This is a genomic window from Pantoea sp. NGS-ED-1003 (genome assembly GCF_000738765.1).
GTDB lineage: Bacteria > Pseudomonadota > Gammaproteobacteria > Enterobacterales > Enterobacteriaceae > Pantoea > Pantoea septica.
Genome location: NZ_JPQA01000006.1, coordinates 95,417 through 117,004 on the forward strand (window position 1 = coordinate 95,417; position 21,588 = coordinate 117,004).

The 21,588-nt window shown below is 60.6% G+C and carries 21 protein-coding genes and 1 other RNA gene; 7 read left to right on the top strand and 15 right to left on the bottom strand.

Annotated elements, in window-relative coordinates:
• Window positions 1-5: 5 nt before the first annotated feature.
• Entirely contained in the window at window positions 6-419 is a 414-nt protein-coding gene (locus JS46_RS13620; protein ID WP_033752172.1) for a protein YgfX, read from the bottom strand.
• Complete coding sequence (sdhE, locus tag JS46_RS13625) at window positions 394-660, bottom strand: FAD assembly factor SdhE (RefSeq protein ID WP_033752174.1); 267 nt, start codon at window positions 658-660, stop codon at window positions 394-396. The genes JS46_RS13620 and sdhE overlap by 26 nt, the downstream gene beginning before the upstream one ends.
• A gap of 217 nt (window positions 661-877) precedes the next feature.
• Between sdhE and ygfZ the strand changes: the two genes are divergently transcribed.
• Window positions 878-1,861 carry a tRNA-modifying protein YgfZ gene (gene ygfZ, locus JS46_RS13630; protein WP_033752176.1) on the top strand — a complete coding sequence of 328 codons (984 nt, stop codon included), beginning with the start codon at window positions 878-880 and terminating at the stop codon, window positions 1,859-1,861.
• A gap of 48 nt (window positions 1,862-1,909) precedes the next feature.
• Here the strand turns inward: ygfZ and JS46_RS13635 are convergent, their stop codons facing one another.
• On the bottom strand, window positions 1,910-2,560 hold the full coding sequence (locus JS46_RS13635; RefSeq protein ID WP_369799167.1) for a hemolysin III family protein: 651 nt from the start codon (window positions 2,558-2,560) through the stop codon (window positions 1,910-1,912).
• 177 nt (window positions 2,561-2,737) lie between these two features.
• Here JS46_RS13635 and JS46_RS13640 point away from each other — a divergent pair, with 177 nt between their 5' ends.
• Window positions 2,738-3,457: a MurR/RpiR family transcriptional regulator gene (locus JS46_RS13640; protein ID WP_033752177.1), complete on the top strand. Its 720-nt coding sequence runs from the start codon at window positions 2,738-2,740 to the stop codon at window positions 3,455-3,457.
• 113 nt (window positions 3,458-3,570) lie between these two features.
• A complete protein-coding gene (locus tag JS46_RS13645; RefSeq protein ID WP_033752178.1) occupies window positions 3,571-5,010 on the top strand; it encodes a 6-phospho-beta-glucosidase in 1,440 nt (479 codons plus the stop codon).
• Between the two features lie 39 nt (window positions 5,011-5,049).
• On the opposite strand, the gene JS46_RS13650 is transcribed toward JS46_RS13645, so the two are convergent.
• The 8 genes from JS46_RS13650 to JS46_RS13685 all read right to left on the bottom strand — a co-directional run bounded on the left by JS46_RS13650 (window position 5,050) and on the right by JS46_RS13685 (window position 15,104).
• Window positions 5,050-5,802: an SDR family oxidoreductase gene (locus tag JS46_RS13650; RefSeq protein ID WP_033752180.1), complete on the bottom strand. Its 753-nt coding sequence runs from the start codon at window positions 5,800-5,802 to the stop codon at window positions 5,050-5,052.
• Window positions 5,803-5,860: 58 nt separating this feature from the next.
• Window positions 5,861-8,734, bottom strand: a complete 2,874-nt coding sequence (gcvP, locus tag JS46_RS13655; RefSeq protein WP_033752184.1) for an aminomethyl-transferring glycine dehydrogenase — start codon at window positions 8,732-8,734, stop codon at window positions 5,861-5,863.
• An 82-nt stretch (window positions 8,735-8,816) separates the two neighbouring features.
• Entirely contained in the window at window positions 8,817-9,203 is a 387-nt protein-coding gene (gene gcvH / locus JS46_RS13660) for a glycine cleavage system protein GcvH (RefSeq protein WP_033752187.1), read from the bottom strand.
• Between the two features lie 22 nt (window positions 9,204-9,225).
• Window positions 9,226-10,320 carry a glycine cleavage system aminomethyltransferase GcvT gene (gene gcvT / locus JS46_RS13665; RefSeq protein ID WP_033752190.1) on the bottom strand — a complete coding sequence of 365 codons (1,095 nt, stop codon included), beginning with the start codon at window positions 10,318-10,320 and terminating at the stop codon, window positions 9,226-9,228.
• A gap of 441 nt (window positions 10,321-10,761) precedes the next feature.
• Window positions 10,762-11,964 carry an FAD-dependent 2-octaprenylphenol hydroxylase gene (gene ubiI / locus JS46_RS13670; RefSeq protein ID WP_033752193.1) on the bottom strand — a complete coding sequence of 401 codons (1,203 nt, stop codon included), beginning with the start codon at window positions 11,962-11,964 and terminating at the stop codon, window positions 10,762-10,764.
• A 13-nt stretch (window positions 11,965-11,977) separates the two neighbouring features.
• Window positions 11,978-13,156 carry a 2-octaprenyl-6-methoxyphenyl hydroxylase gene (gene ubiH, locus JS46_RS13675; RefSeq protein ID WP_033752195.1) on the bottom strand — a complete coding sequence of 393 codons (1,179 nt, stop codon included), beginning with the start codon at window positions 13,154-13,156 and terminating at the stop codon, window positions 11,978-11,980.
• Window positions 13,153-14,475: a Xaa-Pro aminopeptidase gene (gene pepP / locus JS46_RS13680; RefSeq protein ID WP_033752197.1), complete on the bottom strand. Its 1,323-nt coding sequence runs from the start codon at window positions 14,473-14,475 to the stop codon at window positions 13,153-13,155. Before pepP ends, ubiH begins: the two co-directional genes overlap by 4 nt.
• Window positions 14,476-14,525: 50 nt before the next feature.
• Window positions 14,526-15,104 carry a YecA family protein gene (locus JS46_RS13685; protein ID WP_033752199.1) on the bottom strand — a complete coding sequence of 193 codons (579 nt, stop codon included), beginning with the start codon at window positions 15,102-15,104 and terminating at the stop codon, window positions 14,526-14,528.
• Between the two features lie 170 nt (window positions 15,105-15,274).
• On the opposite strand from JS46_RS13685, the gene zapA reads away from it, so the two are divergent.
• The 3 genes from zapA (at window position 15,275) to JS46_RS13700 (ending at window position 16,497) form a co-directional block, all read left to right on the top strand.
• Window positions 15,275-15,604: a cell division protein ZapA gene (gene zapA, locus JS46_RS13690; RefSeq protein ID WP_033752202.1), complete on the top strand. Its 330-nt coding sequence runs from the start codon at window positions 15,275-15,277 to the stop codon at window positions 15,602-15,604.
• Between the two features lie 39 nt (window positions 15,605-15,643).
• Window positions 15,644-15,827: non-coding RNA, 6S RNA (gene ssrS / locus JS46_RS23430), on the top strand.
• Between the two features lie 76 nt (window positions 15,828-15,903).
• On the top strand, window positions 15,904-16,497 hold the full coding sequence (locus JS46_RS13700) for a 5-formyltetrahydrofolate cyclo-ligase (RefSeq protein WP_033752205.1): 594 nt from the start codon (window positions 15,904-15,906) through the stop codon (window positions 16,495-16,497).
• 75 nt (window positions 16,498-16,572) lie between these two features.
• Here the strand turns inward: JS46_RS13700 and serA are convergent, their stop codons facing one another.
• On the bottom strand, window positions 16,573-17,811 hold the full coding sequence (gene serA / locus JS46_RS13705; protein ID WP_033752208.1) for a phosphoglycerate dehydrogenase: 1,239 nt from the start codon (window positions 17,809-17,811) through the stop codon (window positions 16,573-16,575).
• A gap of 280 nt (window positions 17,812-18,091) precedes the next feature.
• Entirely contained in the window at window positions 18,092-18,751 is a 660-nt protein-coding gene (gene rpiA, locus JS46_RS13710; RefSeq protein ID WP_033752210.1) for a ribose-5-phosphate isomerase RpiA, read from the bottom strand.
• A gap of 207 nt (window positions 18,752-18,958) precedes the next feature.
• On the opposite strand from rpiA, the gene JS46_RS13715 reads away from it, so the two are divergent.
• On the top strand, window positions 18,959-19,864 hold the full coding sequence (locus tag JS46_RS13715; protein ID WP_033752211.1) for a LysR family transcriptional regulator ArgP: 906 nt from the start codon (window positions 18,959-18,961) through the stop codon (window positions 19,862-19,864).
• Window positions 19,865-19,963: 99 nt separating this feature from the next.
• Here JS46_RS13715 and JS46_RS13720 read toward each other — a convergent pair whose 3' ends face one another.
• Together JS46_RS13720 and argO are read right to left on the bottom strand one after the other, a co-directional pair.
• A complete protein-coding gene (locus JS46_RS13720) occupies window positions 19,964-20,704 on the bottom strand; it encodes an oxidative stress defense protein (protein ID WP_033752213.1) in 741 nt (246 codons plus the stop codon).
• 142 nt (window positions 20,705-20,846) lie between these two features.
• Complete coding sequence (gene argO / locus JS46_RS13725; RefSeq protein ID WP_033752216.1) at window positions 20,847-21,470, bottom strand: arginine exporter ArgO; 624 nt, start codon at window positions 21,468-21,470, stop codon at window positions 20,847-20,849.
• Between the last annotated feature and the right edge of the window lie 118 nt (window positions 21,471-21,588).

The window sequence follows — 21,588 nt, forward strand, 5'->3', positions numbered from 1 at the left end:
CCGGGCTACTGCCCCTCGGCGCGGCTGAGCAAACGGGCGCGCAGCTGACGCCACCGCGCGTGCGGCATCATATCCTGCATTAGCCACAGCCTGCGCGTCTCTCCTTTCTCGCTACGCAACACCAGCAGCGCCGCGCCCGGCAGCCAGCGGATCGGTCCGCTGATGCGCCAGCGCGCGCCCTGCCAGCGCCAGCTGTCGTCGCTTTTATGCTGCAGCATGCCGCGCCGCTGCGTCAGCCGGCGCTGCTGCTGTCGGTATTCATGCAGCATCAGCAGCAAAAGCGGGATTTTAACCAGCCAGAACGCGGCGGGCAGCGGCGCGATCGCCACGATTAGCAGCGCGCCAGACGCCAGCGCGCCGTGCAGCAGGCGCGCCTGGCGCGACGGTTGCAGCTTACATTGCCACGGGGCCGCGTTCACGGTTGCGCTGCTGGATCAGCTGGACAATGCGCTTCAGCTCCGGGTCGGCCGGTTCGCCGTGATTCATCATCCAGTTGAAGAGATCGGGATCGTCCGCCTTAAGCAGCGCGACAAACGCCGTTTTGTCGCTGTCGCTGAGGCTGTCATATTCATATTTGAAGAAAGGCATAATAGCGACATCCAGCTCCAGCATGCCGCGGCGGCAGGCCCAGTGAATGCGCGATTTATCATGAATATCCATGTGTGTGATTTCCGCATTTCAGACAGGCGGCTAGTGTAACCTGGTTTTCTTACGCCTGCAGGCGCCCGTTGTGGGGCTGTGCGACGCGCCGCACGCGTCGGCCTGCCGTTGCCGCGCCGACTCGCGATTTGTGCGCCCGATTCCGTAAACCTGTTGCAAAGCCAGTGCGCTCTTTTAACATTGAGTTCAGGATTCACCTTTTTAATCAGGACAGCCAATGCCTATTTTCAGCTTACCCCCGCGCCAGCCCGTGGCCGCCTCTCGCCTGCCGTTAACCCTGATGTCGCTGGACGGCTGGGCGCTGGTATCGGTGCAGGGCGCCGACAGCACCTCTTATCTGCAAGGCCAGCTCACGCTGGACGTCGCCGCGCTGGGCGCGGATCAGCATCGCCCGGCGGCGCACTGCGACGCGAAAGGCAAGATGTGGAGCAATCTGCGCCTGTTCCATCGCGGAGAAGGTTACGCCTATCTGGTGCGCCGCGAACTGCGCGACACGCAGCTGACGGAACTGAAAAAGTATGCGGTGTTTTCGAAAGTGACGCTGGCGCCGGACGACGACGCGGTGCTGCTCGGCGTGGCGGGGTTCCAGGCGCGCGCGGCGCTGACCAGCCTGTTCGACGCCCTGCCGGACGGCGACCATCCGGTGGTGCAGCAGGCGGAGAGCACGCTGTTGTGGTTCCCGACGCCCGCGGAGCGTTTCCTGATCGTGACCACGCGCGAGCAGGCGCAGGCGCTGCAGCAGAAGCTGGCCGACGACGCGCAGCTAAATGACAGCGCGCAGTGGCTGGCGCTCGATATCGAAGCGGGCATCCCGGTAATCGAGCCGGCCACCGCCGCGCAGCTGATTCCGCAGGCCGCTAACCTGCAGGCGCTTGACGCCATCAGCTTTAAAAAAGGCTGCTATACCGGCCAGGAGATGGTGGCGCGCGCCAAATTCCGCGGCGCTAACAAGCGCGCCCTTTACTGGCTTGCCGGTCAGGCGAGCCGGGTACCTGCGGCGAACGATTCGCTGGAGCTGCAGATGGGCGAGCGCTGGCGCCGCACCGGCACGGTGCTGGCCGCCGTTCAGCTCGACGATGGCGAAGTGTGGGTGCAGGTCGTGATGAACAACGACCTGGAAGCGGATAGCGTACTGCGCGTTGAGGGCGACGAAGGCGGACGGCTGCTGATCAAGCCGCTGCCCTATTCGCTGGAAGAGTAATCTCTGGCCGCGCCCGGATCCCGTCGTCAGGGTGCCGGGCGCGCCAGGTTACGCCACATAAAAGTAGATGGCGCAGAAGTGACAGGCGCTGCCGCCCAGCACAAAGGCGTGCCAGATAGCGTGGTTATAGGGGATACGCCGCGCCACGTAGAAAATGACGCCGAGCGAATAGATGATGCCGCCAGCCGCCAGCAGCCAGACGCCGCCCGGCGAGAGCGTCAGCGCCAGCTGATAGATCACCACCAGCGACAGCCAGCCCATACAGAGATAGGTCACCAGCGACAGCGCCTTGAAGCGGTGCGCGATAGTGAGCTTAAAGATGATGCCCGCCAGCGCCAGCCCCCAGATCACCACCATCAGCCCATGCGCCAGCGGCGACTTCAGCCCTACCAGCAGAAAAGGCGTGTAGGTGCCGGCGATCAGTAGATAGATGGCGCAGTGGTCGAGTTTTTTCAGCCAGCGTTTGGCGCGCTGGTGGGGAATAGCGTGATAGAGCGTAGAGGCGAGAAACAGCAGTATCATGCTGCCGCCATAGAGGCTGTAGCTGGTGATAGCGATAGCGTTAGCGCCCGCTTCGGTCGCCTGCGCCAGCAGCAGCACCAGACCGACAATGCCGAACAGGCAGCCGAGACCGTGGCTGATGCTGTTGGCGATCTCCTCAGCGAGCGAGTAGCCCTCAAGGGCCAGGCGATTTTTCATGATGGCACGTTCCTCAACGTCGTGATGAGTGCGGATTTTCTGACCTCCAGCATAGCCAGGAATATTTTGAGAGTACACGTGTACGCTAAAATTAATCTGTGAATGCGTGTTACCGCCTGCGGAGCGCGCAAATCTGCTACACTGCGCGCAGTTTCGTTTTTATGAGCGCGCCCGCAGATGTTCTCTCATCACGATCTTGCCAGCCTGAATGACCTCGAGATGCAGGTTTATCACGACATCATTAAACACCCGGAAAGCGTCAGCTATATGACCATCCGCGAACTGGCGGAACGGGCGGGCGTCTCGACCACCACCGTGCTGCGTTTCTGCCGCAAGATGCAGTGCGACGGCTGGTCGGAATTTCGCATTCGTTTCCGGCTGGCGCAGCAGCAGGCGCAGCCCGCGCAGGCGAACGTCGGCGTCAGCGAAATGCTGAGCTTTTTTAAAAGTATTAATAACGATGAATTCAGCGAGCTTATTTCCCGCGCCGCGCAGATGATTAATCTCGCCGAACAGCTTTTCTTTATTGGCGCCGGCACCTCGGGCAGCCTGGCGAAATATGGCGCGCGTTTTTTTTCTAACGTCGGAAAATTCAGCCACTATATCGACGATCCCTATTATCCCGTCAGCGGCAACGTGGATGAAAATACGCTGGCGATATTGCTCTCCGTCTCTGGCGAGACGCCGGAAATATTACGCCTTGCCAGCCAGTTCAGCCTGCGGCGCTGCCAGATCATGGCGATAACCCATTCAGAGAGCAGCTCGCTGGCGAAAATGAGCGATTTTACTCTGGCCTATCATGTGCCGGTAATCCGTCTGAGCGACAATTCCGACATCACGACGCAGGTGCCGGTTATGTATATTCTCGAGGCCATCGGCCGCCTGCTGAATAAATAAAACAGGCTGTTTTACCGGCGTAACATATTACTCTGGCGCGCCGGTGTTATAGCGTGACTTCCTTTTTTGCTTTGCTACACTCGCGGCAAGATCTATTTCGCTGAGAGGGACGTATGCATAACGAATCAGGCTTTCCGCAACACTTTTTATGGGGCGGCGCGGTGGCGGCGCATCAGGTCGAAGGCGGCTGGGATCAGGGCGGCAAAGGCGTCAGCATCGCCGACGTGCTGACCGGCGGCTCTCACGGCGTCAGCCGCGTCATCACCGACGGCGTGCAGCCGGGCAACCACTATCCCAACCATCAGGGCGTGGAGTTCTACTCGCGCTACAAAGAGGACGTCGCGCTGTTTGCCGAGATGGGCTTTAAGTGTTTTCGTACCTCTATCGCCTGGACGCGCATCTTCCCTGAGGGCGACGAGCAGGAGCCGAACGAGGCGGGCCTGCAGTTTTACGACGATCTGTTCGACGAACTGCTGAAGTATGGCATCGAGCCGGTTATCACCCTCTCCCACTTTGAGATGCCTTACCATCTGGTGAAACAGTACGGCGGCTGGCGCAGCCGCAAAGTGGTGGATTTCTTCGTGCGCTTTAGCGACGTGGTGATGCGCCGCTATCAGCACAAAGTGAAGTACTGGATGACCTTTAACGAGATCAATAACCAGCGCAACTGGCAATATCCGCTGTTTGGCTACTGCTGCTCCGGCGTGGTGTTCACCGAACACGAGAAGCCGGAAGAGGTAATGTATCAGGTGATGCATCACCAGTTTGTCGCCAGCGCCAAAGTGGTCAGCCTCGGCCACGCCATCAATCCCGATTTCCAGATCGGCTGCATGATCGCCATGGTGCCGATTTACCCCTACTCCTGCCATCCTGACGACGTGATGCTGGCGCAGGAAGCGATGCATCAGCGCTATGTCTTCAGCGACGTGCAGATGCGCGGAATCTATCCGGCCTATACCCTGAAAGAGTGGGCGCGCAAAGGCTATCAGATTGAAATGGATGCGGACGACGCCGAGACGCTGCGCAACGGCTGCGCCGATTACGTCGGCTTTAGCTACTACATGAGCAACGCGGTAAAACATGACGCCAGCGGCGTTGACGATCCTATTACCGGCTTTGACGGCGTGGTAAAAAACCCGCACGTCGGCGCGTCGGACTGGGGCTGGCAGATCGACCCGACGGGGCTGCGCTATGCGCTGAACGCGCTTTATGAGCGTTACCAGAAGCCGCTGTTCATCGTCGAAAACGGCTTTGGCGCCATCGACAAACCGAATGAGAACGGCGTGATTGAGGATGACTACCGCATCGACTACCTGCGCGCGCATATCGCCGAGATGAAAAAAGCGGTGGCGCACGACGGCGTCGAGCTGATGGGCTATACGCCGTGGGGCTGCATCGACTGCGTCTCGTTTACCACCGGTCAGTACGACAAGCGTTACGGCTTTATCCACGTCAATAAAAACGACGACGGCAGCGGCGACTTCGCCCGCTCGCGCAAGAAGAGCTTCGGCTGGTATCAGCAGGTTATCGCCAGCAACGGCGAAACGCTCTGATCCTCGCAGGGCCGCGCCGCAACGGGCGCGGCCTCGCGGTCAGCGGCCGCCGGCGGCGTCGATAAAGGTGCCGGTAATATAGGAGGCCGCCTCGCTCGCCAGCCAGGCAATCGCTTCAGCAATCTCTTCCGCTTCTCCGCCGCGCCCCATCGGGATGACGCCCGCTGTGGCCGCCACGCGATCGACGCGTCCCGGCTCGCCGCCGTCCGCATGCATTTCGGTATAGATAAATCCGGGCCGGACGCTGTTGACGCGAATGCCCTGCGCCGCGACCTCCAGCGATAATCCTTTCGTCAGCGAATCCATCGCCCCTTTCGACGCTGCATAGTCGACATATTCTCCCGGCGCGCCAAGACGCGACGCGGCGGAAGAGACGTTGATAATCGAACCGCCCAGACCGCCGTGCTGCGTGCCCATGCGTTTCACCGCTTCGCGGCAGCAGAGAAAGGCGCCGGTGACGTTGGTGGCGAAGACGCGCTGCAGGCGTTCGGCGCTGAGGTCCTCTACCCGACACTGCGTAAAGAGGATGCCCGCGTTGTTGACCAGCACGCCGAGCGGCATCGATTCCTCGTCCAGCCGCTGAAACAGCGCCATAATCTGCGCCTCCTCGGCGATATCCGCCCGCACGGCAAAGGCTTCGCCGCCCTGCTCGCGGATCTGCGCCACCACCTGCTGCGCCTCGTCTGCGCGCTTCAGATAGTTAACCGCCACGCGGTAGCCCTGCTGCGCCAGCTTTAGCGCCGTCGCGCGGCCAATTCCCCGGCTTGCGCCGGTCACCAGAGCCAGTCTCATATTTTCTCCATAAAAAAGGGCCGAATAAGCGGCCCTTGATAACAGCGTTGCGCGGTGTTTACTGATAATCGCTCATCGGCACGCAGGAACAGAACAGGTTGCGATCGCCGAATACGTCGTCGAGGCGCTTCACCGTCGGCCAGTACTTATTGTCGCTGCCCGCCGGGAAGACCGCCAGCTCCCGGCTGTAAGGATGGCTCCACTCGCCGACGATTTCGACCTGGGTATGCGGCGCGTTCACCAGCGGGTTATCCTCCGCCGGCCATTCGCCGTCGGCCACGCGATCGATCTCCATGCGGATAGAGAGCATCGCGTCGATAAAGCGATCCAGCTCGATTTTGCTCTCAGACTCGGTCGGCTCCACCATCAGGGTGCCGGCGACCGGGAAAGACATGGTCGGCGCGTGGAAGCCGTAGTCGATGAGTCGTTTAGCGATATCCAGCTCGCTGATGCCGGTCTGCTCTTTCAGCGGGCGAATGTCGAGAATACATTCGTGCGCCACGCGGCCGTCGCGGCCGGCATAGAGGATCGGATAAGCCGACTGCAGACGACTGGCGATATAGTTGGCGTTGAGAATCGCGACCTGACTGGCGCGCTTCAGCCCCTCCGCGCCCATCATGCGGATATACATCCAGCTAATCGGCAGAATAGAGGCACTGCCGAACGGCGCCGCCGATACCGCGCCCTGCTGCGTCAGCATCTCCTCAATCTGCACCACGCTGTGGCCCGGCACAAACGGCGCCAGGTGCGCTTTCACGCCGATCGGGCCCATGCCCGGACCGCCGCCGCCGTGCGGGATGCAGAAGGTTTTGTGCAGGTTGAGGTGCGACACGTCCGCGCCGATGTAGCCCGGCGTGGTAATGCCCACCTGCGCGTTCATATTGGCGCCGTCGAGATAGACCTGGCCGCCGTGCTGATGCACGATCTGGCAAACTTCGCGGATGGTCTCTTCATAAACGCCGTGCGTCGAAGGATAGGTCACCATAATGCAGGAGAGCTGCTCGCCCGCCTGCGCCGCTTTTTCGCGCAGGTCGCCGAGGTCGATATTGCCCTGCTTGTCGCAGGCCACCACCACCACTTCCATGCCCGCCATCTGCGCCGAAGCGGGGTTAGTGCCGTGCGCGGAGCTGGGGATCAGGCAGAGGTTGCGCGCGCCTTCGTTACGGCTTTCGTGATAGCGACGGATCGCCAGCAGCCCGGCGTATTCGCCCTGCGCGCCGGAGTTCGGCTGCATGCAAAGCGCGTCGTAACCGGTGAGCTGCACCAGCCACTGCGACAGCTGGCCAATCATCTGCAGATAGCCCGTAGCCTGCTCCGCCGGACAGAACGGATGCAGCTCGGCGAACTCCGGCCAGGTGATGGGGATCATCTCGGCGGCGGCGTTCAGCTTCATAGTGCAGGAGCCGAGCGGGATCATCGCCTGGTTCAGCGCCAGATCCTTTTTCTCCAGGCTATGCATGTAGCGCATCATCTCGGTTTCGCTGTGATGGCGATTAAAGACCGGATGGGTCAGGATGGCGCTCTGACGCTGCAGCGCGGCGGGAATCGCCTGGCTGTCGGCCGCGACGGCGGCGTCCAGCTTATCGATATCCTGGCCGTGCTCGTCGCCCAGCAGAATGGCGAACAGCGCCTGCACATCTTCGCGACGCGTGGTTTCGTCCAGCGTAATGCCGACCGCGTGATGGATATCGCTGCGCAGGTTGACGCCGAAACTCTGCGCGCGGTTGAGCACCGCGCCTTTATCTTCCACCTCGACCGTCAGGGTGTCGAACCAGCTGCTATGACGCAGCTTCAGCCCGCCGTTTTGCAGCCCGGCCGCCAGAATAGTCGTCAGACGATGGATGCGGGAGGCGATACGCTTCAGCCCTTTCGGACCGTGATAAACCGCGTAGAGTCCGGCAATATTGGCGAGCAGCACCTGCGAGGTGCAGATGTTGGAGTTCGCTTTTTCACGGCGGATATGCTGCTCGCGCGTCTGCATCGCCATACGCAGCGCGGTGTTACCGGCGGCATCGCGCGAGACGCCGATAATGCGGCCCGGCATTGAGCGCTTATGCTCGTCGCGGCTGGCGAAAAAGGCGGCGTGCGGACCGCCGTAGCCCATCGGCACGCCGAAGCGCTGCGCCGATCCGAACACGATATCCGCACCCTGCTTGCCGGGCGCTTCCAGCATCACCAGCGCCATAAAGTCTGCGGCGACGCTGACCACGATTTTGCGGCTTTTCAGCTCGGCGATCAGCGCGCTGTAGTCGTGCGCTTCGCCGGTGGTGCCGACCTGCTGCAGCAGCACGCCGAACAGCGCGTCGTGATCCAGCGCTTTCTCGGCGCGGTCGATAATCAGCTCGAAGCCGAAGGTTTCGGCGCGGGTGCGCACCACATCCAGCGTTTGCGGATGGATATCGTCGGCGATAAAGAATTTACCGGCGTTTTTAAGCTTGCTGACGCGCTTCGCCATCGCCATCGCTTCCGCCGCCGCCGTGGCTTCATCCAGCAGCGAGGCGGAGGCGACGTCCAGACCGGTCAGATCGAGCGTCACCTGCTGAAAGTTAAGCAGCGCCTCCAGGCGGCCCTGCGATACTTCCGGCTGATAGGGGGTATAGGCGGTGTACCAGCCCGGATTTTCCAGCATATTGCGCAGGATCACCGGCGGCGTGATCACCGCGCTGTAGCCCATGCCGATCCAGGATTTGTAACGCTGATTCTGACCGGCGATCGCCTTGAGCTCGGCCAGCGCCTGCTGCTCGGTCGCCGCATCGCCGACGGCGGGCGGGCCAGGCAGCTGGATGTCCGCCGGCACAATGGCGCCGATCAGCGCGTCCAGCGAGCTGGCGCCGATCGCCTCCAGCATCAAAGCCTGTTGTTCCGGCGAGGGACCGATATGGCGTTCAATAAAGGCGCCGTTGTGTTCGAGCTGGCTCAAAGTCTGGGTCATTTGCAGTCAATCCTGAATCGGGCTGGAGTACAGAGAAAGCAAGGAATAAAAAGCGGCCAGCGAGGTCTGGCCGCCCTGTTGCTTATTCGTCGATGGAGGCTTTATAGGCGTCCGCGTCCAGCAGCGAATCGAGCTCGGATTCGTCGCTGGGTTTGATTCTGAACAGCCAACCGGCTGCGTAGGGCTCGTTGTTGACCAGCTCCGGCGCGTCGCCCAGCGCGTCATTGACGGCGACGATCTCGCCGCTGACGGGCGCGTAGATATCCGACGCGGCTTTGACCGATTCCGCGACGGCGCATTCGTCGCCGGCTGAGTAGCTGTTGCCGACATCCGGCAGATCGACAAAGACCATGTCGCCTAACAGCTCCTGAGCGTGCTCGGTAATGCCGACGGTAAAGGTGCCGTCCGCTTCCTTACGCACCCACTCATGGCTGTCACGGTATTTCAATTCGTTTGGCACATTGCTCATCGCCCTTTCTCCTGAAAATAGATTACTGAACCGGCTTGCCGCCGCGTACAAAAACAGGTTTGGTTACTTTTACCGGCATTTCGCGCTGGCGGATCTCGACGATAGCGCTTTCGCCAATGCCTGCCGGCACGCGCGCCAGCGCAATGCTGTAGCCGAGCGTCGGCGAGAAGGAGCCGCTGGTGATCACGCCCTGCTGCGGCTGGCCCTGCGCGTCGGTAAAGCGTACCGGCTGCCCGCCGCGCAGCACCCCTTTCTCTGTCATGATCAGGCCAACCAGCTTGTCGGTGCCTCTTTCACGCTGCATCTCCAGCGCTTCGCGCCCGATAAAATCGCGATCGGTCGGCTCCCAGCAGATGGTCCAGCCCATATTGGCCGCCAGCGGCGAAACGCCTTCGTCCATCTCCTGGCCGTAGAGGTTCATGCCCGCTTCCAGACGCAGCGTGTCGCGCGCGCCCAGTCCAGCCGGCTTGACGCCCGCTTCAAGTAGACGCTGCCAGAAATCCGCGGCGGCGGCGGCTGGCAGCGCGATTTCATAGCCCGCTTCGCCGGTGTAACCGGTGGTGGCGATAAACAGGTCGCCGGACTGCACGCCGAAAAAGGGCTTCATCCCGGCGACCGCGTCGCGCTGCTCCGCGCTGAACAGCGTCTGCGCCTTCTGCTGCGCCTGCGGCCCCTGTACGGCGATAAGCGCCAGGTCGTCACGCTCGGTCAGCGCCACGCCATAGGCCTGAGCATGCTTGCCGATCCACGCCAGATCCTTTTCGCGCGTGGCCGAGTTGACCACCAGACGGAAAAAGTCGTCGGTCATAAAGTAAACAATCAAATCGTCAATGACGCCACCGGAGGCGTTCAGCATGCCGGTGTAGAGCGCTTTGCCGGGCTGCGTCAGGCGAGCAACATCGTTCGCCAGCAGATGCCGCAGAAAGTCGCGCGTCTGCGCGCCGTGCAGATCGACGATAGTCATATGCGACACGTCGAACATCCCGGCGTCCTGACGCACGGCATGGTGTTCGTCAATTTGCGAACCGTAGTGCAGCGGCATCATCCAGCCGTGGAAGTCGACCATGCGGGCGCCGCAGGCCTGATGCTGTTCAAACAAAGGGGTTTGCTGAGTCATAACCATCCTGTCTCGAAGCGGGTAAGTTTCGGGCGGGCGTCAGCCTGCTTATCGCCCGGCGCAAACGTTCTCTTTTCCCTGACGTTATCATTGAAAAGACGATTTAACCATAAGCTGTACAGGGTCGAATTGAAGCATGTCTCTTGAGCGGCGCGCAAAGATGACAGCATAATTAACTGCGTTTTTGTGATTTACCACGCAGGAAAGAGGCGTATCGCCGTTATGCGCAGCAAGATAATCAGCGATGGCGCGCAAAATGTTAACAACGCACTCGGCAGATATCGCCATGTAATAAATAAAACTAATGCGAACAAGGGGGTGAAATTAGAATAAATCAAACGAGGCTCGCTAAAGGTGCAGTCCCGCTCGTTTTTGGTGCAGGGCGATCAAAAGGCGTAAAAAAGCCAGCGCAAGGCTGGCTCAACGAAAGCAATGTGCGGCTTAGCGCAGCCAGGCAGGCATATCGTTTAGCCCCATCGCCTGACGCAGCATAGTGGGTTTAACGCCGGGCAGCGTATCCGCCAGCTTCAGCCCCAGATCGCGCAGCAGCTTTTTCGCCGGATGGCTGCCGGCGAACAGCTCGCGAAAGCCCTGCATGCCCGCCAGCATCAGCGCCGCGCTGTGTTTGCGGCTGCGCTCGTAGCGACGCAGATAGAGATGCTGACCGATATCCTTGCCCTGCTGGTGCAGGCGGCGAATTTCGCCAATCAGCTCTGCGGCGTCCATAAAGCCGAGATTCACGCCCTGCCCCGCCAGCGGATGAATGGTATGCGCGGCGTCGCCCACCAGCGCCAGACGATGCGCCGCGAAATTGCGGGCGTAGCGCGCCATCAGCGGGAAGGTTTTACGCTCGCTCGCCAGTTCGCAGAGACCGAGGCGCATATCGAACGCCACCGCCAGCTGCTGATTGAACAGCGCCTGCGGCATGCTCTCCAGCCGGCTCGCTTCCTGCGGCGAGAGCGACCAGACGATAGAGCTCTGGTGCGGATCCTGCATCGGCAGGAACGCCAGAATGCCGTCGCCGTGGAAAACCTGGCGCGCCACCGCGTTATGCGGCTGCTCGGTGCGGATATTCGCCACCAGCGCATGGTGATCGTAATCCCAGAAGGTTAAAGGAATATCGGCTTTGTTGCGCAACCAGGAGTTGGCGCCGTCCGCGGCGATCAGCAGGCGCGCGGTCAGCATGGTGCCGTCCTGCAGGGTCACAAAGGCTTCATTTTCGCCGAACGCCACCTGCTGCAGCTGCGAAGGCGCCATAAGGGTCACGTCGCTGCAGCGGCTGGCGCGCTGCCAGAGCGCGCTGTGAATCGCCGGGTTCTCGACAATGTGTCCCAGATGGGTCAGTCCCTGCTGTTCGTCATCGAAGCTAATGGCGCCGAAGCTGTCGCGATCCCACACCTCCATGCCGTGATAAGCGCTGGCGCGCTGCGCCAGAATATCGGACCAGACGTCCAGCTTCTGCAGCAGCCGCTCGCTGGCGGCGTTGATTGCCGATACGCGAATCGACGGCGCAGCGCCGGCGTCGAACTGCGGCTCCGCCGTTTTTTCCAGCACGGCGACGCGCAGCCCGCTGCCCTGCAAACCGCAGGCGACCGCCAGTCCTACCATGCCGCCGCCGGCGATAACCACATCAAAACTTTGCATCGGTGCCCCTTAGTTAACGCTTAACCCAGCCAAGCGTGCGCTCGGCCAGTTGATTACGCAGCCACGGCAGATGATCCATCGCCATCAGCCCCAGATTTCGTCCCGCCACCAGCGGCGCATAGCGATTGGCGAAAAGCCGCACCAGCCCGTCGGTGATGCCGATCGTCGTCGCGCGATCGGGCTGACGACGCTGCTGATAGCGATGCAGGACGGCGTAGCTGCCCACATCCTGTTGCTGACGATGCGCGGCCGCCAAAGTCTCCGCCAGCGACATCACGTCGCGCAGCCCGAGGTTGAAGCCCTGTCCGGCGATCGGATGCAGCGTCTGCGCCGCATTGCCCACCAGCGCCAGCCGGTGCGACGTCTGCTGCCCGGCGCTTTGCAGCGCCAGCGGATAGCTCTCGCGCTGACCCGTATGGGTAAAACGCCCCAACCGCCAGCCGAACGCGCGCTGCAGCTGCGCCAGAAATTCGTCGTCGCTCCAGCGTGCTATTTTTTCACGCGCCGAGAGCGGATGGCACCACACCAGCGACAGGCGATTGTCCGACATCGGCAGCAGCGCCAGCGGGCCGTGTTCGGTGAAGCGCTCAAAGGCGCGTCCCTGATGCGGTAACTGAGTCGAAACATTGGCGATCACCGCCAGCTGCTGATAATCCTCGCGCTGCCACTGAATGCCGAACGAGGCGGCGAGCGGCGAGCGCGAGCCGTCTGCGGCCACCAGCAGCGCCCCTTCCAGCTGTTCGCCGCTCTCCAGCGTCACCTGCACGCTCTCCTGATGGCGCTGCGCGTTGATGACGCGCGCCGGACAGCGTAGCGTCACGCCCGGCGCGCTTTTCAGGCGCTCAAACAGCCGCTGCCCCACGTCGAAAAGCTCGACGACGTAGCCGAGCGCCGGAATCTGATAGGTCCCGGCATCCAGCGTGACGAAGCCGGCATGGCCGCGATCGGAGACGTGGATGTCGGTAATGGGCGTGGCGTATTTCTCGATGCTGCGCCAGAGATCGATATCGAGCAACTGTTGACGCGTGCCGGCGGCCAGCGCGATGGCGCGGCCGTCATACCCTGGGTGGGCGCGGCTGTCGGGCGCGCTGTTCTCAATCAGCGTCACCGGCAGTTGCCCTTGCGTGAGGTGGGAAATAGCCAGCGCCAGGGTCGCGCCGGTCATGCCGCCTCCGGCGATAATTACCGTCATGCCTGACGCGCCGCTGCCATCAGCGCCTCGATTGCGTCCGCGTCCTTGACCACGCTGTCGGTCAGGTTCTCGTTGCCGGTTTCGGTGATCAGAATGTCATCTTCGATGCGAATGCCGATGCCGCGATATTCCGCAGGCACGTCGGCATCCGGCGCGATATAGAGCCCCGGCTCAACGGTCAGCACCATGCCCGGCTCCAGAATACGGTCGCGCGAAGGAGTGCCGTAGTGGCCGACGTCATGCACGTCGAGGCCGAGCCAGTGGCTCAGCCCATGCATAAAGAACTGCCGGTGCGCCTCTTCGGCGATCAGCGTCTCTACTTCGCCCTGCAGAATGCCCAGCTCTACCAGTCCGCTGACCATAATGCGCACCACCTCTTCGTTGACGTCGCGAATGCTGACGCCGGGACCGAAGAGCGCCAGCGCTTTGTAAAGCGAGGCGAGCACGATGTCGTAAATGGCGCGCTGCGGCGCGGTGAATTTGCCGTTGACCGGGAAGGTGCGGGTGATATCGCCGGCGTAGCCGTGAAGTTCGCAGCCCGCGTCAATCAGCACCAGATCGCCGTCGCGCAGCTCGCTCTCATTTTCGGTGTAGTGCAGGATACAGCCGTTTTCGCCCGAGCCGACGATGGTGTTATAGGAGGGAAAGCGCGCGCCGTGGCGGTTGAAGACGTAGTGGATTTCGCCCTCCAGATGGTATTCGAACAGGCCGGGACGGCAGGCTTCCATCGCGCGGGTATGCGCCAGCGCGCTGATTTGCCCGGCGCGGCGCAGGATGGCGATCTCTTCCTCGTCCTTAAACAGGCGCATTTCATGCACCCAGGGACGCCAGTCGGTGAGCGTCGCCGGCGCGCTGAAATTCTGGCGAAAACCGCGGCGCAGCTTATCCAGCGCCGCGAACACCAGCGCATCCGCTTCCGCGTATTCGCCCTGCGCGTGATAAACCACGTCAAGCCCGTTCAGCAGCAGGTGCAGCTGCTGGCCGATATCATCCCAGGGCAGCGCGCGATCGACGCCTAACTTTTCAGGCGCGGCATCCTGTCCTAGCCGACGGCCGAACCAGATCTCCGCGGTGAGATCCCGCACGCGATTGAACAGCACGCTGTGGTTGTGCATTTCGTCGCTTTTGATCAGCACCAGCAGCGCCTGCGGCTCGTTGAAACCGGTGAAATAGAGGAAGTCGCTGTTTTGCCGGAACGGATATTCGCTGTCGTTGCTGCGGGTCACTGCCGGCGCAGCAAAGATCAAGGCGCCGCTGCCGGGAGCCATTTTCGCCAGCAGCGCCTGACGACGCTGCTGGAAAGTATCCAGAGAAATCATGTTTGCACTCCCTGTAGAAACGGGCGCGTTCGCGCCCTGAGATATCTGGCTTAGTGTAGCGTCGGTTTTTTCACTTCGGGGGCGGTAGGCTGCGGACGGGTGAAGGTGTCGTGGCACAGCAGCGCCGCCACGCGCACATATTCAATCACCTCTTCCAGCGACTGCTCCAGCTCTTCCTGGTCCTCATCTTCATCATAGCCAAGCTGAGCGATGGTGCGCAGATCGTCAATCGCCTCGCCGGTTTCACCGGTCACTTTCTCTAGTTTCGGCTGCGTGACGCCCAGGCCGAGCAAGAAGTGGTTAACCCAGCCCGCCAGCGCGTCGGCGCGGTCGAAGACGCTGATGTCTTCGTCGTCCGGCAGCATCAGCTGAAACAGGTAGCCCTCTTCTTCCAGCGTGCTGGCGGTGCTGTCGCGCAGCGCCTGAAGCGGTGACGCAAGGCTCTGCGAGAAGGCCATGCCTTCGTTGGTGAGATCGTGCACCAGCGTTTTCCAGCTGGCGTCCTGATTGCCGCCGCACAGAATGCCGCTGAGCAGGCCATGCATTTCAGCTGGCGTCATCCCCACGCCTTGTTGAGAGAGCGCTGAAGCCAGCGCGTTGTAATCGGGGGTTACGTTCTGTAAAGACATAAGGATTCGTCGTCGTTGGCAGAATAAGTTCGTGTTATGCTACCACTAGCTGCCTCAAGGTTTCCAGAAAAGGGGTTGTAAGTTATTTCGCGGGTCTATATAGTTGCCCGCCTCCCAAGGCATTGAGCCCAAAGGGAGCTGCGGGCGAAGTAATCAGTCAGGAAGGTGGCATGTCTGCACAACCAGTAGATATACAAATTTTTGGTCGTTCATTGAGAGTGAATTGTCCGCCTGAACAGCAAGATGCGCTGAATGCGGCTGCCGATGACCTCAATCAACGGTTGCAAGATTTAAAAGTTCGCACTAGAGTCACAAATACCGAGCAACTGGTGTTCATCGCCGCGTTAAACATTTGCCATGAACTGGCGCAAGAGAAAATGAAAACGCGCGATTATGCTGCTAATATGGAACAGCGTATCCGTATCCTGCAGCAGACGATTGAACAGGCTCTTGTTGAGCAAGGTCGCATAACCGACCGCCAGGGTGCGAAGTTCGAATAATACTTTATGGTTGCTGCGCAGCGGCAACGGTAAAGTCCATTTTCTCTGAGATGTTTGCAAGCGGGCCAGTCCCCTGAGCCGATATTTCATACCAACAGAGTGTGGCGCTCTGTAACCTGTGAGCATGCTCGGTTCGTCCGAGAAGCCTGATGGTTGCGACGGCACATTCACCTTGAACCAAGGGTTCAAGGGTTACAGCCTGCGGCGGCATCTCGGAGATCTCCTTCTGTTCTGCATCTGTCTTTCCCCGTTATGAATGATATAGTTGCTTAATCAGCGACTATATCAACGGGGTTCTCGTGTCTCAGCCCTCTCTGCTCGATCGCCACCATATCCGCCAGCACGTACGCCACCTGCGCCGCGCCCTGACGCCTGAGCAGCAGGAACAAGCCGCCGCTCTGTTGGCGGAACACGCCGTTAACTTCGCCCCTCTCGCCAACGCCAGCCATATCGCGCTTTTTTTATCGGTAGATGGCGAACTCAACACCCGTCCGCTTATCGCTAAGCTGTGGCAGCAGAAAAAGCAGGTCTATCTGCCGGTGCTGCACCCTTTCTCCGCTGGCCAGCTACTGTTTCTGCGCTATACGCCGGAAACCACGCTGACGCCGAATAAACTGCGTATTCCCGAACCGCCGCTCGATATCCGCCAGCTGATTACCCTGGATCGGCTGGATGTGATGATGGTGCCGCTGGTGGCCTTTGACAGCAGCGGGCAGCGACTCGGCATGGGCGGCGGCTTTTACGACCGCACCCTGCAGAACTGGCGTCGGCACGGTTTTTTACCGGTGGGCGTGGCGCATGACTGCCAGCAGGTAGAGCGGTTACCCGCGGAGGAATGGGATGTGCCGCTGCCCGCCGTCTTGACGCCGTCGCGCCTGTGGCAGTGGGAATAGCAGGCGTGAGCCAGAGGCGGAAACAGACGGGCCGTCTGTAAAAAAGGCAGACGGCCCGGTTTCAGTAAAGCGGAATCAGTAGAGCAGACGGGCGCGAATGGTGCCCGGAATCGCCTTCATCAGCTGCAGCGCTTTGTCCGCCAGATCCTGCGGCGCATCGATATCGATAACCACATAACCCATCATCGGCGAGGTTTGCAGGAACTGCGCAGCGATGTTGATGCCCTGCTCAGCGAAGATCTGGTTGATGGCCGTCAGCACGCCCGGACGGTTTTCATGAATGTGCAGCAGACGGCTGGCGCTGGCGCCGTGCATCGGCAGCGACACTTCCGGGAAGTTGACCGCCGAGAGCGTTGAGCCGTTATCGGAATATTTGGCCAGCTTGCCTGCCACTTCGATACCGATATTCTCCTGCGCCTCCTGGGTGGATCCGCCGATGTGCGGCGTCAGGATCACGTTATCGAACTCGCACAGCGGCGAATTGAAGGGTTCGCTGTTAGTCGCCGGCTCAAGCGGGAAGACGTCGATCGCGGCGCCCGCCAGGTGTTTGCTCCCCAGCGCGTCGCACAGCGCCGGAATATCGACCACGGTGCCGCGCGAAGCGTTGATCAGCAACGCGCCCTTCTTCATCTGCGCCAGCTCCTGCGCGCCGATCATATCCTGCGTCGAGGGGGTTTCCGGCACGTGCAGGCTCACCACGTCGCTCATATTCAGCAGGTCAGCGAGATGACGCACCTGCGTGGCGTTGCCGAGCGGCAGTTTGTTTTCGATATCGTAGAAATAAACATGCATGCCCAGGCTTTCCGCCAGTACGCCAAGCTGCATGCCGATATGGCCATAGCCGACGATGCCGAGCTTTTTACCGCGCGCCTCAAACGAGCCGACGGCGTTTTTGTTCCAGATGCCGCGATGCGCTTTGGCATTCGCTTCAGGAATGCCGCGCAGCATCAGCAGCATTTCGCCGATAACCAGTTCGGCGACCGAGCGGGTATTAGAGAACGGCGCGTTAAACACTGGAATGCCGCGCGTCGCCGCCGCGTTAAGATCGACCTGGTTGGTGCCGATGCAGAAACAGCCTACGGCGACCAGTTTTTCCGCCGCGGCGAAAATCTCTTCCGTCAGTTGGGTGCGGGAGCGGATGCCGATGAAGTGCGCATCCCGAATGGAGGCTTTCAGCGCTTCGTCATCCAGCGCGCCTTTATGGAATTCGATGTTGGTGTAACCCGCCGCGCGCAGATTTTCCAGCGCGCTCTGGTGAACGCCTTCCACCAGCAGGAACTTAATCTTGTCTTTTTCCAGTGATACCTTTGCCATTTCCCCGACCCTATTGTGATTTCAACAATGGCCGCCATAAGCGCGCCTTCTGTCAAAATATCAAAATTTACGCCTGCGGCAATACAACCGATTGCCTTGCGCCCAGCATGGGCAAGCCTGAGGCCAGCACATTGCCGCACAAAATCGGGAGCTGAACGACGAACAAAGAACGAACCTGCTGTGGATGACGGTTATGTGACATAAGTCACCGAATTTAGGCAGCGAAAGAAAAGATGTTTTGCGCAGGGAAATAACCGGCGCGTTTAGCGCGCCGGACAGATCATTTTTCGATGGTTTTTACGCCGTCCGCCGTGCCGATCAGGGCGATATCGGCGCCGCGCGTAGCAAACAGGCCGACGGTGACTACGCCGGGCAGCGCGTTGATGCTTTTTTCCAGCGCGACGGGATCGAGGATCGTCAGGTTATGCACGTCGAGAATAATATTGCCGTTATCGGTAACGACATGCTGGCGATACTCCGGCAGGCCGCCGAGCTTAACCAGCTCGCGGGCGACGAAGGCGCGCGCCATCGGGATCACCTCGACCGGCAGCGGGAAATGTCCCAGCACGTCCACCTCTTTCGAGGCGTCGGCGATACAGATGAACTTGCGCGCGACGGCCGCCACGATCTTCTCGCGCGTCAGGGCCGCGCCGCCGCCTTTGATCATCTGCATCTGCGGGTTGATCTCATCCGCGCCGTCGACGTAGATCGCGAGATCGTCGATCTCGTTGAGATCGAAGACCGGAATCCCGAGCGCCTTCAGCTTGAGCGTCGACGCTTCCGAGCTGGAGACCGCGCCTTCAATCTGATGTTTCATGGTGGCGAGCGCGTCGATAAAGTGCGCGGCGGTGGAGCCGGTGCCGACGCCGACCACACTACCCGGCTGCACATATTTCAGTGCGGCCCAGCCTACGGCTTTTTTCAGTTCATCCTGGGTCATGATATGTTTAAAACCTGTGCGACAACGAAGTGCGCGTAGTATAAAGCAACGCCCGCCGAATGTGCGCGGCTGTTTCCGCTGGCGTGATCGCTTTGGAAGCCAGCCCGCAAAAAAGGCGACGCGCGGCGCAGGGAAAGCGCCTTCGACGCGCGCCAGATGAATATTTTGTGGCATAGTATCGTCCACCCTGAAGGAGAGAGAACAACAATGAAACGCCCCGATTATCGAACGCTTCAGGCGCTGGATGCAGTGATTCGCGAACGCGGCTTTGAGCGCGCCGCACAGAAATTATGCATTACGCAGTCGGCCGTATCGCAGCGTATCAAGCAGCTGGAGAACCTGTTCGGCCAGCCGCTGCTGGTGCGCACCGTGCCGCCGCGCCCCACCGAACAGGGACAGAAGCTGCTGGCGCTGCTGCATCAGGTAGAGCTGCTGGAAGAGGAGTGGCTGAGCGACGAGAACGGCGGCACCACGCCGCTGCTGCTGTCGCTGGCGGTTAACGCCGACAGTCTGGCGACCTGGCTACTGCCTGCGCTGAAAGATGTGCTGGCGGACTCGCCAGTGCGCCTTAATTTGCAGGTCGAAGATGAAACCCGCACCCAGGAACGGCTGCGCCGCGGCGAAGTGGTGGGCGCGGTCAGTATTCAGCCGCAGCCGCTGCCGAGCTGCCTGGTCGATCAGCTTGGCGCGCTCGACTATCTGTTCGTCGCCTCGCCGGAGTTCGCCGCGCGCTACTTTCCCAACGGCGTCACCCGCTCGGCGCTGCTCAAGGCGCCAGCGGTCGCTTTCGACCATCTCGACGATATGCATCAGGCCTTTTTACAGCAGAATTTCGATCTGTCGCCCGGCAGCGTGCCCTGCCATATCGTTAACTCCTCGGAAGCCTTTGTGCAGCTGGCGCGTCAGGGGTCGACCTGCTGTATGATCCCGCATCTGCAGATTGAGCGCGAGCTGGCGGGCGGCGAACTGCTCGATTTAACGCCGGGCCTGTGTCAGCGCCGCATGCTCTACTGGCACCGCTTTGCGCCGGAGAGCCGCCTGATGCGCCGCGTCACCGACGCGCTGATCTCCCACGGCCATCGCGTGCTGCGCCAGGATGATTTAGCGGCCTGAGCAAGCGCGCCTTAAGCAAGGAGCGCACGCTACCCGCGTTTGATTTATTTGTTATCTGACGTATGTCCAAAAAAAGGGGCGCTTAGCGCCCCTTTTCCATTACTGCTGCGTGCCTGCCGCATTCGGCTTGATATCGAAGACCACATCCACCTGATCGTCGAAGTGAATGCTCTGCTGCTCGTAGGTCTGCTGCGCGGAGGTATCCGCAGCCGGCGCGGCGGCCTTATACATGCGCGCCATCGGCATCGGCTGATAGTTGGCCACGTGGTAGCGAATGCTGTAAACCGGGCCAAGCTTCGCGTTAAAGCCTTCCGCCAGCGCTGCGGCCTGCTGCGTCGCGTTATCAATCGCCGCCTTGCGCGCCTGCGCCTTATAGCTGTCGGGATTGGTGACGCCCAGCTCGACCGAGCGGATCTCGTTCAGGCCGCTTTTCAGCGCGCCGTCCAGCAGTTCGTTCAGCTTATCCAGCTGACGCAGCGTCACCTGCACCTGACGCACCGCGCGGTAGCCTTTCAGCACCGACTTGCCCTCTTTGGTATAGTCATATTCCGGCTGCGTGCTGAGGTTAGCGGCATCGATATCTTTCTTCTCGATGCCGTTTTTCTGCAGGAAATCAAAATATTGCGCGACGCGGTCGTCGGCCTGCTTTTTCGCGTCCGCAGCGTCTTTAGAGGAGACGTTGACCACGATAGAGAGCGTGGCGATATCCGGACGCGCATCGACGGTCGCCTGACCAGAGGTCACGACATGCGGGCCGTTCGGCAGTTCGTCGGCTAATGCGCTTAACGGCAGCGCCAAAGCGCCTGTCATGGCGACCAGCGCCAGTGCTTTCAGTTTCACGAAAGTCCTCCTTGGAATCTCTGTTTTGCTGCGGCATCAAAGGCCAGAGCCTGAACGGAATAGTATGCACTGCTAAGAGCGTGTTATACCGCAAAAGTTCGCGTTTTGCTTATCCTGTTCTGCCGCTTTAGGACAATTCAAATCAGAAATTCGCTATTCCCTGCAGCGCCAGCTGGCTGGCGATAATCCACATCACCGCGCCGACCAGCAGATTGATCGCACGCTGCGCTCTGGCGGTACGCAAGCGAGGCGAGAGCCAGGCCGCCATCAGCGCCAGCCCAAAGAACCAGAACACCGACGCGCTAACGGTGCCCAGCGCGAACCAGCGGCGCGCTTCCTGCGTCGGCAGTTGTCCGCCCAGGCTGCCCAGCACCACGAAAGTATCGATATAGACGTGGGGATTAAGCCAGGTGACCGCCAGCATGGTGGCGATAATGCGCCAGCGGCTCTGCTTAAGCTCGCTGTCGCTGGCCAGATCGACATCGCCGCTAAAGGCGCGACGCAGCGCATTCCAGCCGTACCACAGCAGAAAAGCCACCCCGGCCCAGGTGATGAGCATCAACAGCAGCGGCGACTGATGCAGCAAGGCGCTGCCGCCGAAGATACCACCGCAGATCAGCGCGATATCGCTCAGCGTGCAGAGCGACGCCGTCATTAAATGGTACTGGCGTTTAACGCCCTGATTCATCACGAACGCGTTCTGCGGCCCCAGCGGCAGAATCAGCGAGGCGCCAAGAGCAAGCCCCTGTAAATACATTGATAACACGGCATTTTCCTTACATCAGCGAGATGCAAAGGAGTATAAAGAGGGGAGGTTATTAGCGGAAATTGAAAGATTTAATCTGCTATTAGGCAGATTAATAAGGACGGCGCAGGCGCCGTCC